We start from the raw sequence: 13,974 nt of genomic DNA, 5'->3' as shown, positions 1-13,974 counted from the left end.
TTAGGCTTACCTAACTACGACTACCCGGCTACGACGTCGCAGTGCCCTCGCCCCCCTTCTCCCTTCCCCGGAGGACCGTTCATGCGCTCACACCTGCTCAACGACACGACAGCGGAGCAGTACCGCCTCACTGCCACCGCAGCAGTCGAGCGGGTGGCGGCCCAACTCGCCTCCACCAAAAAGCCGTTCACCGGAATCTCGCACCAGGAACTCGCCCCCGTCCTGGACTCCGTCGACCTGGACAAGCCGCTGGGCACCGCGGAAGCCGCCCTGGACGAACTCGGCACCGTCTACCTGCGGGACGCCGTCTACTTCCACCACCCCCGCTATCTGGCCCATCTGAACTGCCCGGTCGTCATCCCCGCGGTGGTCGCCGAGGCCGTGCTCTCCGCCGTCAACTCCTCGCTGGACACCTGGGACCAGAGCGCGGGCGGCACCCTGATCGAGCAGCGCCTCATCGACTGGACGGCCGGCCGGATCGGCTACGGTCCGGGCGCCGACGGCGTCTTCACCAGCGGCGGTTCGCAGTCCAACCTCCAGGCGCTGCTTTTGGCCCGCGAGGAGGCGAAGACCACCGATGCCTCCCTGCTGCGGGTGTTCGCCTCCGAATGCAGCCACTTCAGCGTCCAGAAGTCCGCGAAACTGCTCGGTCTCGGCCCCGAAGCGGTCGTCTCCATCCCCTGCGACCAGGACAAGCGCATGCAGACCCTGGCGCTCGCCCGTGAGCTGGAGCGCTGCCGCGCCGACGGCGCCGTCCCGATGGCCGTCGTCGCCACCGCCGGGACCACCGACTTCGGCTCCATCGACCCGCTGCCCGAGATCGCCGAGCTCTGCGCCCGGTACGGCACCTGGATGCACGTCGACGCCGCGTACGGATGCGGGCTGCTCGTCTCCCGCAGGCGCGCCCGTCTCGAAGGCATCGAGCACGCCGACTCGGTCACCGTCGACTACCACAAGTCCTTCTTCCAGCCGGTGAGTTCGAGCGCGCTGGTGGTACGGGACGGCGTCACCCTCCGGCACGCCACGTACCACGCGGACTACCTCAACCCGCGCTCCGCCGCCGAGGCCCGCATCCCGAACCAGGTCGACAAGTCCCTCCAGACCACCCGGCGCTTCGACGCCCTCAAGCTGTGGATGACGCTGCGCGTGATGGGCGCCGACGCCGTGGGCGGGCTCTTCGACGAGGTGGTCGACCTCGCCGAAGAGGGGTGGAAGCTCCTCGCCGCCGACCCGCGCTTCGATGTGGCCGTCGAACCTCAGCTCTCCACCCTCGTCTTCCGCTACATCCCCGGCGATGTCACCAGCCCCGCGCTGATCGACCGGGCCAACCGGTATGCGCGCAAAGCCCTGTTCGCGTCGGGCGACGCCGTCGTCGCCGGTACGACGGTCAGCGGCCGCGCCTATCTGAAATTCACCCTGCTCAACCCGCAGACCACCCTCGCCGACATCGCGGCCGTCCTCGAACTCCTCGCCGAGCACGCCGGCCAGTACCTGGGAGAAACCCTTGTCCACGCCTCTTGAGCCCCACGCGCCTTACGACTTCATCGCGGTCGGGCTCGGACCGTTCAATCTGGGGCTCGCCTGCCTGGCCGACCCGGTCGACGAACTGAACGGCCTCTTCCTGGAGTCCAAGCCGGACTTCGACTGGCACAGCGGGATGTTCCTGGAGGGCTCCACGCTCCAGACGCCCTTCATGTCCGACCTGGTCACCCTGGCCGACCCCACATCGCCGTACTCCTTCCTCAACTACCTGAAGGAATCCGGGCGGCTGTACTCCTTCTACATCCGCGAGAGCTTCTATCCGCTGCGCGAGGAGTTCAACGACTACTGCCGGTGGGCCGCCGCGAAGATACCCGCGATCCGCTTCGGCGAGTCGGTGACCGAGGTGACGTACGAGGAGCGGGACGCGGTCTACGCGGTACGCACCGCGGGCGGCGCCGTGTACCGGGGGCGCAGACTCGTCCTCGGCACCGGAACCCCCGCGTACCTCCCGGAACCCTGCCGTGACCTCGGCGGCGACCTGATCCACAACTCCCGCTACCTGGAGGCGAAGGAAACCCTCCAGGCCAAGGAGTCGGTCACCGTCGTCGGCAGCGGGCAGAGCGCCGCCGAGATCTACTACGACCTGCTCCAGGACATCGACCAGCACGGGTACGCGCTGAACTGGGTGACCCGCTCGCCCCGCTTCTTCCCGCTGGAGTACACGAAACTCACGCTGGAGATGACATCGCCCGAGTACGTGGACTACTTCCACGGGCTGCCGTCCCGGACCCGCGACCGGCTCAACGTGTCGCAGAAGAACCTCTACAAGGGGATCAACTCCGAGCTGATCGACGCCATCTTCGACCTGCTGTACGCGAAGAACCGGCGCGGCCCGGTGGCGACCCGGCTGATGACCAACACCTCGCTGGAGACGGCTGGTTACGACCACGGCACCTACACGCTGGGGCTGCGCCAGCAGGAACAGGAGAAGGACTTCACCCTCGCCACCCAGGGGCTCGTCCTGGCCACCGGCTACAAGTACCGGGTGCCCGAATTCCTCGCCCCGGTGCACGACCGGATCAACTGGGACGAGCAGGGCCGTTTCGACGTCCACCGCAACTACAGCATCGACCCGGACCGGACGATCTACGTACAGAACGCCGAACTGCACACCCACGGCTTCGTCGCACCCGACCTCGGGATGGCCGCGTACCGCAACTCGTGCATCATCCGCGAGCTGCTCGGCGGCCAGGAGTACTACCCGGTCGAAAAGACCATCGCTTTCCAGGAGTTCACCGCATGAACCGCTTCACCATCCGCCCGCTGGACCTCCGTACCGACGCCGAGCTGGTGCACGGCTGGGTCACCCACCCCAAGTCGGTCTACTGGATGATGCAAGGCTTCAGCCTGACCGACGTCGAGCGCGAGTACATGGCGATAGCGGCGGCGGAGCACCACGACGCCTTCATAGGACTGCACGGCTCCACACCTGCGTTCCTGATGGAGCGGTACGACCCCGCGCACGTCGAGCTCAAGGGCCTCTACGACCCCGAACCCGGCGATGTCGGGATGCACTTCCTGGTCGCGCCCACCGACACCCCCGTGCACGGCTTCACCCGGGCTGTGATCACGGCTGTGATGACCGAGCTGTTCGCGGACCCGGCGACGCGCCGGGTCGTGGTGGAGCCCGACGTACGCAACACGGCGGTCCACGCGCTCAACAAGGCCGTCGGCTTCGAGGCGGTGCGCGAACTGGCGAAGCCCGAGAAGACCGCGCTGCTGAGCGTCTGCACCCGCGCCGCGTTCGAGGGAGCCCGCCGATGAGCAGCCATCTGACCCCCGTACTCTGGGCCGCGGCCGAGCGGCAGTTGATCCGCAAGGCGCTGGCGGAGTTCTCGCACGAGCGGCTGCTGTCCCCTCAGCCGCTCGGCGACGGGCCCGCCCCTCTCGGTCCCGCCGGAACAGGGGAAACCCCGTCCTCCGTACCCAGTGAGTCCTCCGCACACGGCGAGTTCTCCGTACGCAGTGACGACGGCGGGACCGAGTACCGGTTCCGAGCCCGGATCCTCGCCCTCGACCACTGGCACATCCCGGCCGATTCCATCACCCGCCACCGCGGCACCGAAGAACTCCCTTTGGACGCACTGGAGTTCTTCATCGAGCTGCGGGAGGTGCTGGGGCTGAGCGACGCGATCCTGCCGGTCTATCTGGAGGAGATCTCCTCCACGCTGTCCAGCACGGCGTACAAACTGGCCCGGCAGGCCGAACACCCCGTCTCCGCCGCTCAGCTGGCCGCGTCCGGCTTCCAGGACATCGAGACCGGGATGACCGAGGGCCACCCCTGTTTCGTCGCCAACAACGGCCGCCTGGGCTTCGGTTCGGACGAGTACCTCAGCTACGCGCCGGAGGCGGCGAGCCCGGTCCGGCTGATCTGGCTGGCCGCCCGGCGCGACCACGCCACCTTCAGCGCGGGCGCAGGACTCGACTACGAGTCGCTGATCCGGGCCGAACTGGGCGCGGAGACCCTGGAGCGGTTCGCCGCGACCATGACCGGGCTCGGCCTGGATCTCGACGCGTACTTCCTGATCCCGGTGCACCCCTGGCAGTGGCGGAACAAACTCTCCGTCACCTTCGCCGCCGAGGTGGCCAGGCAGCGGCTCGTGCTGCTGGGGCACGGCGACGACTCGTACCTCGCGCAGCAGTCGATCCGTACCTTCTTCAACACGAGCGACCCGGCGAAGCACTACGTCAAAACAGCGCTGTCGGTGCTCAACATGGGCTTCATGCGGGGGCTCTCCGCCGCGTACATGGAGGCCACGCCCGCGATCAACGACTGGCTCGGGCAGCTCATCGAGAGCGACCCGCTGCTGAAGGCCACCGGCCTGACGATCATCCGTGAGCGCGCCTCGATCGGCTACCACCACCGGCAGTACGAGCAGGCGACCGTGAAGGGCTCGCCGTACCGCAAGATGCTGGCCGCGCTCTGGCGGGAGAGCCCGGTGCCCTCCCTCGAACCGGGCGAGCGCCTCGCCACCATGGCGTCGCTGCTGCACACCGACCGGGACGGCGCCTCGTTCGCGGGTGCGCTCATCGCCGAGTCGGGTCTCGAACCGGCCGTCTGGCTGCGCCGCTACCTCGACGCGTACTTCACCCCGCTGCTGCACAGCTTCTACGCCTACGACCTCGTCTACATGCCGCACGGCGAGAACGTGATCCTGGTCATCGAGGACGGCGTGGTGCGGCGGGCGGTCTACAAGGACATCGCCGAGGAGATCGCGGTGATGGACCCCGACGCGGTGCTGCCGCCGGACGTCGAGCGCGTCCGCGCCGACGTACCGGACGACATGAAACTCCTGTCGCTGTTCACCGATGTCTTCGACTGCTTCTTCCGCTTCCTCAGCGCGACGCTGGCGACCGATGGCGTGCTCGGCGAGGACGAGTTCTGGCGGACCGTCGGCACCTGCGTACGGGACTACCAGAGCTCGGTGCCCCAACTGGCCGACAAGTTCCGCCAGTACGACCTGTTCGCGCCGGAGTTCGCACTGTCGTGCCTCAACCGGCTCCAGCTGCGCAACAACCAGCAGATGGTGGACCTTCAGGACCCGGCGGGTGCGCTCCAGCTCTCCGGGACCCTGAAGAACCCGATCGCCTGATCCACGGCGGTCGTCCTGGTCCACGGTGGTCGTGGAGAGAACCGCCCGGCGTGCAGAGAACAGCCCGGCGTACGGAGACCGTCCTCTCCGTACGCCGGGCGCACTTCGTGCCGCTACTGCTGCGCGGGCCAGTCCACCTGGGGCGACCGGTAGTAGTCGATGCCCAGCGCGTCCCACCGGGGTGCCTGCGCGGCGAGCCGGGTCCGGTACGCGCCCCAGTCATGGGTGGACTGCGGCGACCAGCCCAGCTCGGCGATCCCGGGGAGCCTCGGGAACGCCATGTAGTCGATGTCCTCGCTGGTGGTCAGCGTCTCCGACCAGAGCGGCGCCTCGACCCCGATGACCGAACCGGCCGGCGCGCCCGCCAGATAGGTCGCCGGATTCCAGTCGTACGAACGCTGCACCTCGACCAGACCGGCCCAGGACAGGCCGAGCTTGGTGTCCGCCGTGTACTTCATGTCGAGGTACGCGCGGTCGGCCGGTGAGATGTGAGGGCGGCCAGCTCACGCACCACATCGTCCACGAAGTCGTACGTCACCGGCTTGGGCACGCACAGCGAACTGAAGCCGACATCGGTGCCCGTGTAGAGCGGGGGCGCGACCCCGTCGCAGTTCAGCTCGGGGTAGGAGGCCAGGGCCGCGTTGGTGTGCGAGGGCAGATCGATCTCGGGGATGACCTCCTGGTGGCGCGAGGCCGCGTAGCGCACGATCTCCCGGTAGTCCGCCTGGGTGTAGTAGCCGCCCTTGCCGCCGCCGACCTCGGTCGAGCCGCCGTACGTGGCCAGTTTCGGCCAGGAGGAGATGGCGATGCGCCAGCCCTGGTCGTCGCTCAGATGCAGATGCAGTTTGTTGATCTTGTAGAGCGCCAGCTCATCGATGTACCGCTCGACCTGCTGGACGGTGAAGAAGTGCCGCGAGACATCGAGCATGGCGCCCCGGTAGGCGTACCGGGGCACATCGGTGACGGTGCCGCCCGCGACCTGCCACGGGCCGGGCTGCCGCCGGTGTGCCTCGACAGCGGCGGGCAGCTGCTGGCGCAGCGTCTGGACGCCGTGGAAGAGCCCGGCGGCCTTCTCCGCTGTGATCGTGACCCCGTGCGCGGAGCTGACCAGCCGATATCCCTCGTCGCCGAGGCCGTGTTCACGGGAGCTGAGCGTCAGTGTGATGTCGCCCCGGCCGCCGTGCGAGCCGCCGGTGACCGGCAGCGGGTATCCGGTGGAGGGCCTGAGCAGCCCCGCCAGATACGAGCCGACCTGGCGCGCGGCTGCGGAGTCCGCCCGGATGTGCGTCCTGCCGGTGATCGCGTACGGGGCTCCGCCGGCGTGGACGGAGGAGGGCGCGGGGATGATCGCGCCGAGTGGGCGGACGGTGGGGGTGGCGGAGGCGGCGGGGGTGGCGGCCGGGGCCGCGCCGGTGCCGGCGAATCCGGCGGCCGCGACGAGGAGGAACGTACCGAGAAGCCGGGGCAGGGACCTGGATTCGAGTGTTCTGTGCAGTCTCACAAGCGGATTCCCTCCGGAGGGGCTCGCAACTGTGGTGCTGGGCAGCCGAACGTGCCCCATGGGTATCGCGGGCCCCCCGGAAGGGTCAAGGGTATAGACCACTCCGGATCTCCCTCGCGACCGGAACGACGGAATCCGAAGCAGCCCAGTCGCCCCCATCTGCCCGGAATCGGGCAGAAATATTGCGTACGGCCTCGCATCACTCCAATATCAACGGATGGCCGCATCATCCCGCCCGTCGTACGACGACCTCATCGACCACCTGGTGCGCAGCTCTGCCCTCCAGCGCGGCGAAGCGGCCCGGGTGGTCCTCGATGTGCTGGCCTACTTCGACGAGACGACGGAGGAGTTCGTCCGCAGGCGCCACCGCGAGCTACAGGCCCGCGGACAGACAAACCCGGATATTTTTCAACAGATCTCGGACGAGCTGCCTCATCGTGCAGTGGCGCCGCCCGAGCTCTCCCTGCGGCAGCTGCGCCGCATGATCTACGGCTAGGAACCAAGGAGCGATATGTGCGGAATCGTCGGGTACATCGGCAGGCGTGACGTGGCCCCGCTGCTGCTGGAAGGGCTGCAACGGCTGGAGTACCGGGGGTACGACTCCTCGGGCATCGTCATCTCCTCGCCCAAGTCCGCCGCGCTGAAGATGGTCAAGGCGAAGGGCCGCGTCCGCGAGCTGGAGGCCCGGGTACCCAAGCGGTTCGCGGGCACCACCGGTATCGCCCACACCCGCTGGGCCACCCACGGCGCCCCCAGCGACCTGAACGCCCACCCGCACCTGGACGCGGAGAACAAGGTCGCCGTCGTCCACAACGGCATCATCGACAACGCGTCCGACCTGCGCACCCGGCTCAACGCCGACGGTGTGGAGTTCCTCTCCGAGACCGACACCGAGGTCCTCACTCACCTCATCGCCCGCTCGCCGGCCGCGACGCTGGAGGAGAAGGTCCGCGAGGCCCTGCGGCTGATCGAGGGCACGTACGGCGTCGCGGTCATGCACGCGGACTTCCCGGACCGCATCGTCGTCGCCCGCAACGGTTCGCCCGTCGTCCTGGGCATCGGCGAGAAGGAGATGTTCGTCGCGTCCGACGTGGCGGCCCTCGTCTCGCACACCCGCCAGGTCGTCACGCTGGACGACGGCGAGATGGCCACCCTCAAGGCCGACGACTTCCGTACGTACACGACCGAGGGCTCCACCACCTCGTCGACGCCGACCACCGTGGAGTGGGAGGCCGAGTCGTACGACATGGGCGGCCACGACACGTATATGCACAAGGAGATCTCCGAGCAGGCCGAGGCGGTGGACCGGGTGCTGCGCGGCCGGATCGACGACCGCTTCTCCACCGTGCACCTGGGCGGTCTGAACCTGGACGCCCGGGACGCGCGGGGCGTGCGCCGGGTGAAGATCCTGGGCTGCGGCACCTCGTACCACGCGGGCCAGATGGGTGCCCAGCTGATCGAGGAGCTGGCCCGCATCCCCGCGGACGCCGAGCCCGCGTCGGAGTTCCGCTACCGCAATCCGGTGGTGGACCCCGACACCCTGTATGTCGCCGTGTCGCAGTCCGGTGAGACGTACGACGTGCTGGCAGCCGTGCAGGAACTCAAGCGCAAGGGCGCGCGGGTGCTGGGCGTGGTGAACGTCGTCGGCTCGGCCATCGCGCGCGAGACCGACGGCGGGGTCTATGTGCACGCGGGCCCGGAGGTCTGCGTCGTCTCGACCAAGTGCTTCACCAACACGGTGGTCTCGTTCGCGCTGCTCGCGCTCCATCTGGGCCGGATCCGCGACCTGTCGGTCTCCGACGGCAAGCGGATCATCGCGGGGCTGCGGAAGCTGCCCGGCCAGATCGCCGAGATCCTGGACCGGGAGGCCGAGATCGAGAAGCTGGCCGTCGAGTACGCGGACGCCAGGTCGATGATGTTCATCGGGCGGGTGCGCGGCTATCCGGTGGCACGGGAGGCCTCGCTGAAGCTCAAGGAGGTCTCGTACATCCACGCCGAGGCGTATCCGGCGTCGGAGCTGAAGCACGGGCCGCTCGCGCTGATCGAGCCCGCGATGCCGACGGTCGCGATCGTGCCCGACGACGATCTGCTGGAGAAGAACCGGGCGGCGCTGGAGGAGATCAAGGCGCGCGACGGGCGCATCCTGGCGGTCGCGCACCAGGAGCAGCCGAAGGCCGACCACACGATCGTGGTACCCAAGAACGAGGACGAGCTGGACCCGATCCTGATGGGTATCCCGCTGCAACTGCTCGCCTACCACACGGCGTTGTCCCTGGGCCGGGACATCGACAAGCCGCGCAACCTGGCGAAGTCCGTCACGGTCGAGTAGCCGCCCGCAGCACGGCCGTCCCGGCTGCTCCCGGTGGCAAGCGCCCCGGGGGCAGCCGGTGTTGCTCGGCGCCGATGTGGCCCCGATGACCGGGCGGGCAGCCGGGCGTGGGTTACGGGATGACGGGCCGGGTTACGGGATGACGATGACGGGCCGCTGGGCGCGCCGTGCGAGGCGCCCGGCCACCGAGCCGAAGATCCGCCCGACGATGCCGTGCGTCGAGCCGACGACGATCGCGTTCGCCGAGTACTCCCGGCCGACCTCCTCCAGCTCGTAGCAGATGTCGCCGCCGCGCTCCACGAGGATCCAGGGCACGTCGGCGAGATAGTCCGCGCAGGCCAGTTCGAGGCCGAGCACTTCGGTCCTGTGGTCCGGCACGTCCACGAAGACGGGGGGCTCGCAGCCCGCCCAGACCGTGGTCGGCAGCCGGTTGGCGACATGGACGATGATCAGGCCTGAGCCCAGTCGTACGGCCATGCCGATGGCATAGGCGAGCGCCCGCTCACTGGAGGTCGAGCCGTCGAAACCGACGACCACCCCGTGTCTGAAAGCGGGATCACATGCGTGACGTGGTTGATCCGCCGCATGGAGTTCGGCCGATGGATCGGCGATCTGCCTGCGGTCCGCGGGTTCGGAGAATTCGTAACCGGCCATCGGTGTCTCGGCGAAGAAGTTCCTCTTGGGAGGGAACGGCAGTTGACGGTGGAGCGTGTCCGGCGGAGCTGTGTCCGGGAATCATCTTCCCAAGCCCATACCCTCCAGAGTACGGCGACACTCCTCTCCTGCCCACTGCCCGCCGATCCAGTCCGGCGTTCCAGGGAGCATGCCCGAGCAGGCCGGTAAATGGCAATGCCTGGTGGTATCTACAGCTTCCCGCCCGGGCCCCCGGCGTCGGGAACCGACCGCCGGACGCATTCCGTCCGCAACTCCTCCGCGCGGTCGGCACACCTCCCGGACACCGGCCCGTCACCCGCCCGCCACTCGTCGCGCAGGCGGGGGGCGTACGTCCGCCGTTCGCCCGCCGCGCGGGCCCGGCGTACCGGGAGCGCACAGGTTGCGGTGACAGTCTGAGAAGCGCACGCCGGTCCACTGACTGAATCCCACCCGCGCGCCCGATCGTTTTCAGCCAACTTATGTGACCTACCCCGACCTTGGCGGAACGATACGTCAACCCCCGTGCCACCAGGGAAGAAAGGACCAACAGCGGCTCACGCACCCTACTGGGACGGGCCATGCGTGGGCTGCCCACTTCCCTGGGGGCTTCCTGAGTGAAACGCTTCCTGATCGAATGCTTCGCGCCAAGTTGCCATGTCGACATAACGCCGTCAGTCGAACTTGTCACGCCGGCAGCACGGGACACAGTAGATTCGATCTTGGGTAAGAGGGCGGGGGGATCTCGTGCTGGACCGAGGGGCTGTGACGATTAAAAGCAGTTTGCAGGAGCGACAGTCCCGACAGGATCAGGGAGCCGTGAGCACCGAGGGGGGCTTAGCACCATGAGTCAGGGCCAGGACTCCACCACCGTGGCGGAGACCGCAAGAAAGCTCTCCGGGCGCCGCCGCAAGGAGATCGTCTCGGTACTGCTCTTCAGCGGCGGGCCCATATTCGAGAGCTCGATTCCGCTCTCCGTCTTCGGCATCGACCGGCAGGACGCCGGAGTGCCCCGCTACCGGCTGCTGGTGAGCGCGGGCGAGGAAGGCCCGCTGCGCACCACGGGCGGGCTGGAACTCACGGCGCCGTACGGCCTGGAGGCCATCAGCAGGGCCGGCACCGTCGTCGTCCCGGCGTGGCGGTCGATCACCTCGCCGCCGCCGCCCGAGGCGCTGGACGCGCTGCGCCGGGCCCATGAGGAGGGCGCACGCATCGTCGGGCTGTGCACCGGCGCCTTCGTGCTGGCCGCCGCAGGACTGCTGGACGGCAGGCCCGCGACCACACACTGGATGTACGCGCCGACGCTCGCGAAGCGCTATCCGTCGGTCCATGTGGACCCGCGTGAGCTCTTCGTCGACGACGGCGATGTCCTGACGTCGGCCGGGACCGCCGCGGGAATCGATCTGTGCCTGCACATCGTGCGGACGGACCACGGCGCGGACGCGGCGGGAGCGCTGGCCAGGCGGCTGGTGGTCCCCCCGCGCAGAAGCGGCGGCCAGGAGCGCTACCTCGACAGGTCTTTACCGGAGGAAATCGGCTCCGATCCCCTCGCGGAGGTCGTCGCCTGGGCGCTGGAGCACCTCCATGAGCAGTTCGACGTGGAGACCCTGGCGGCCCGCGCGTACATGAGCCGCCGGACGTTCGACCGCCGGTTCCGCTCACTGACCGGCAGTGCGCCGCTCCAGTGGCTGATCACGCAGCGGGTGCTCCAGGCGCAGCGCCTCCTGGAGACATCGGACTACTCGGTGGACGAGGTCGCGGGCCGCTGCGGCTTCCGTTCGCCGGTCGCGCTGCGCGGCCACTTCCGGCGCCAGCTGGGCTCGTCGCCTGCCGCGTACCGGACGGCGTACCGGGCCCGCAGGCCGCAGGGGGCCGAGCCCGTACCGGCCGCCCCGGCGGCGGACGGCGTCCCGCAGTCCCGCCGCACCCCGGCACCGGGCGGCACCCAGCCCCCGGCACCGCCGCAGGGCTCCCCCGCCCTGTCCGAACCGGGAAAGCCGGGCTCGGACACGTACGCCCCGGGCCGCCCGACGGTCCCCGGGCAGCGGAGCGCGACGTAGGAATGCCTGCGGGGGCCGGGTCTCAGGGCCCGGCCCCCCGGCTCCGTCAGGCGCGAGCGCCGACCGGTCCCGCCGACCGGTCTAAGGTAGGGCGTATGAACGATCGCATGGTGTGGATCGACTGCGAGATGACCGGGCTCTCGTTGACGGACGACGCACTCATTGAGGTGGCCGCACTGGTCACCGACTCGGAGCTGAACGTGCTCGGCGAAGGCGTGGACATCGTGATCCGCCCGCCCGCCGAGGCACTGGAGACCATGCCCGACGTGGTGCGGAAGATGCACACCTCATCCGGCCTGCTCGACGAACTGGACGGCGGCACCACGCTGGCCGACGCCGAGGAACAGGTGCTGGCGTACGTACGCGAGCACGTGAAGGAGCCGGGCAAGGCACCGCTCTGCGGGAATTCGGTCGGCACCGACCGGGGCTTCCTGCTGCGCGACATGAAGGACCTTGAGGGCTACCTCCACTACCGGATCGTGGACGTCTCGTCGATCAAGGAGCTGTCCCGCCGCTGGTATCCGCGCGCCTACTTCAACAGCCCGGAGAAGAACGGCAACCACCGGGCGCTGGCGGACATCCGTGAGTCGATCGCGGAGCTGCGCTACTACCGGGAGGCCGTCTTCGTACCGCAGCCCGGTCCGGACTCGGACACCGCGAAGAAGATCGCGGCCAAGTACGTCCTGCCTGCGGATTAGACCGCTGGGGGCGATCCGGGAGGACTGCCGGAGACCCGCCCGAAAGGCGGGAGCGAGCACCCTCCCGGACCCTGTACACTTTTTCTCGGCCGGTCGGAAACGACAAGGTCGTGGTGGGTATAGCTCAGACGGTAGAGCACCTGGTTGTGGTCCAGGATGTCGCGGGTTCGAGTCCCGTTACTCACCCTCTCCAGGAAGCCCCTGATCTGCGGAAACGCTGATCAGGGGCTTCTTTCGTTCCTGAATCCGGCTGAACCGTGACCGGCCGGACCGTGGCCGGACACGGCGGGATCTTCATTCTGAGCACTCTGAGCCCGGGGCTGTGCGGTGACCGCGACTGCGACCGCGAGGTGAAGGTGACCCCTGCTACGAGCTGAGCCGTGGCACCAGGTCCGTCGGGAGCACCAGTTGGGTCTGCTCCGCGGCGGCCGTCCCCGGCGACCGGTGCACCCCGATCTCCGAGAGCAGCAGCCGGGCCATGGCGCGGCCCATCTCCTCGATCGGCTGTCGCACGCTCGTCAGCGGCGGGTCCATATGACGGGCGATCACCGAGTCGTCGAAGCCGACCAGGGCCACGTCGTCGGGCACCCGCAGACCGCGCTCACGCAGCACCTGGCGGGCGCCGGCCGCCATCACGTCGGACGCGGCGAAGACCGCGTCCAGGTCGGGGCGGCGGTCGAGCAGCAGCTCCATCGCCCGGCGGCCGCTCTCCTCGGAGAAGTCGCCCTGCGCGACGAGCGCTTCGTCGCCGTCGCTGCCCGCCGCGGCGACGGCCTTGCGGTAGCCGTCGAGGCGGCACTGCGCGGCGTATATGTCGAACGGCCCGGTGATCGTCGCGATCCTGCGCCGCCCCCGCGCGACCAGGTGTCCGACGGCGCCGCGTGCACCCTGGTAGTTGTCCGAGTCGACCGAGGGAAGCGTCTCGTGGCCGGAGCGCCGACCGCTCACCACGGCCGGGATGTCGAGCTGCTGGAGCAGGTCGGGCAGCGGGTCGTCGGCGTGTACGGAGACGAGCAGTACCCCGTCCACCCGGTGCGCCGCCAGATACTGGGCGAGCCGGTCGCGTTCACGGTCGCTGCCGACCAGCGTGAGCAGCAGTTGCATCTCGGTGTCGGCGAGCGCGGCGCCGACGCCCCGGACGATGTCCGAGAAGTACGGCTCGGCGAAGAAGCGGGTCTCCGGCTCCGGGACGACAAGGGCGATGGCGTCCGTACGGTTCCCGGCGAGCGCGCGGGCCGCCCGGTTGGGCACGTACCCCAGCTCGGCGACCGCGGCTTCGACGGCTTCGCGGGTGCGGCTGCTGACCCGGGGAGAGCCATTGATGACCCGGGAGGCGGTGCCGCGTCCGACCCCGGCCCGTGCCGCGACCTCTTCGAGCGTGGGCCGCCCGCCGCTCCGTACTCGCGCTGCCGCCATGGCTGCCTCCCGTTCGCGGTCAATTTCTCACATGTCGGATAACCGGACCAAGTCCGGTCACCGGCTCCTCGACACGCTCGGGGGTGGGCCCGTCCCGTACGCGAGCGCCACCGATGGGAGCGCTCCCACTCTACGGGGCGGGCACGACCGCCGGAAAACGGAAGGCAGGAGGACATGAGGGCAT

The 13,974-nt window shown here is 69.1% G+C and carries 10 protein-coding genes, 1 tRNA gene and 1 pseudogene; 9 read left to right on the top strand and 3 right to left on the bottom strand.

Going from position 1 to position 13,974, the window contains the following annotated elements:
- Positions 1–81: 81 nt before the first annotated feature.
- The 4 genes from OG385_RS21725 to OG385_RS21710 are packed head-to-tail and all read left to right on the top strand — an operon-like array spanning position 82 to position 5,135.
- Complete coding sequence (locus tag OG385_RS21725; RefSeq protein ID WP_266856803.1) at positions 82–1,521, top strand: aspartate aminotransferase family protein; 1,440 nt, start codon at positions 82–84, stop codon at positions 1,519–1,521.
- Positions 1,505–2,785 carry a lysine N(6)-hydroxylase/L-ornithine N(5)-oxygenase family protein gene (locus OG385_RS21720; RefSeq protein WP_266856801.1) on the top strand — a complete coding sequence of 427 codons (1,281 nt, stop codon included), beginning with the start codon at positions 1,505–1,507 and terminating at the stop codon, positions 2,783–2,785. The genes OG385_RS21725 and OG385_RS21720 overlap by 17 nt, the downstream gene beginning before the upstream one ends.
- Positions 2,782–3,306, top strand: a complete 525-nt coding sequence (locus OG385_RS21715; RefSeq protein ID WP_266856799.1) for a GNAT family N-acetyltransferase — start codon at positions 2,782–2,784, stop codon at positions 3,304–3,306. Before OG385_RS21720 ends, OG385_RS21715 begins: the two co-directional genes overlap by 4 nt.
- Positions 3,303–5,135 carry an IucA/IucC family siderophore biosynthesis protein gene (locus OG385_RS21710; protein ID WP_266856797.1) on the top strand — a complete coding sequence of 611 codons (1,833 nt, stop codon included), beginning with the start codon at positions 3,303–3,305 and terminating at the stop codon, positions 5,133–5,135. The genes OG385_RS21715 and OG385_RS21710 overlap by 4 nt, the downstream gene beginning before the upstream one ends.
- A 113-nt stretch (positions 5,136–5,248) precedes the next feature.
- Here OG385_RS21710 and OG385_RS21705 read toward each other — a convergent pair.
- Positions 5,249–6,603: pseudogene (locus OG385_RS21705) on the bottom strand (beta-N-acetylhexosaminidase).
- Between the two features lie 250 nt (positions 6,604–6,853).
- On the opposite strand from OG385_RS21705, the gene OG385_RS21700 reads away from it, so the two are divergent.
- Together OG385_RS21700 and glmS are read left to right on the top strand one after the other, a co-directional pair.
- Positions 6,854–7,132: a hypothetical protein gene (locus tag OG385_RS21700; protein ID WP_266856795.1), complete on the top strand. Its 279-nt coding sequence runs from the start codon at positions 6,854–6,856 to the stop codon at positions 7,130–7,132.
- 15 nt (positions 7,133–7,147) lie between these two features.
- On the top strand, positions 7,148–8,965 hold the full coding sequence (gene glmS / locus OG385_RS21695; protein ID WP_266856793.1) for a glutamine--fructose-6-phosphate transaminase (isomerizing): 1,818 nt from the start codon (positions 7,148–7,150) through the stop codon (positions 8,963–8,965).
- A gap of 132 nt (positions 8,966–9,097) precedes the next feature.
- Here the strand turns inward: glmS and OG385_RS21690 are convergent, their stop codons facing one another.
- On the bottom strand, positions 9,098–9,619 hold the full coding sequence (locus OG385_RS21690; RefSeq protein ID WP_266856791.1) for a universal stress protein: 522 nt from the start codon (positions 9,617–9,619) through the stop codon (positions 9,098–9,100).
- An 842-nt stretch (positions 9,620–10,461) separates the two neighbouring features.
- On the opposite strand from OG385_RS21690, the gene OG385_RS21685 reads away from it, so the two are divergent.
- The 3 genes from OG385_RS21685 (at position 10,462) to OG385_RS21675 (ending at position 12,560) form a co-directional block, all read left to right on the top strand.
- Positions 10,462–11,676, top strand: coding sequence for a GlxA family transcriptional regulator (locus tag OG385_RS21685; RefSeq protein ID WP_266856789.1), 1,215 nt, complete (start codon positions 10,462–10,464; stop codon positions 11,674–11,676).
- Positions 11,677–11,771: 95 nt separating this feature from the next.
- Complete coding sequence (gene orn / locus OG385_RS21680) at positions 11,772–12,374, top strand: oligoribonuclease (RefSeq protein ID WP_266856788.1); 603 nt, start codon at positions 11,772–11,774, stop codon at positions 12,372–12,374.
- A 113-nt stretch (positions 12,375–12,487) separates the two neighbouring features.
- Positions 12,488–12,560: transfer RNA gene (locus OG385_RS21675), tRNA-His, on the top strand.
- Between the two features lie 180 nt (positions 12,561–12,740).
- Here OG385_RS21675 and OG385_RS21670 read toward each other — a convergent pair.
- A complete protein-coding gene (locus OG385_RS21670; protein ID WP_266856786.1) occupies positions 12,741–13,790 on the bottom strand; it encodes a LacI family DNA-binding transcriptional regulator in 1,050 nt (349 codons plus the stop codon).
- Positions 13,791–13,974 lie beyond the last annotated feature (184 nt).

The sequence above is a fragment of the Streptomyces sp. NBC_01306 genome, from assembly GCF_026340465.1.
Lineage (GTDB): Bacteria > Actinomycetota > Actinomycetes > Streptomycetales > Streptomycetaceae > Streptomyces.
This window is presented reverse-complemented; position numbering and strand designations above follow the sequence as displayed.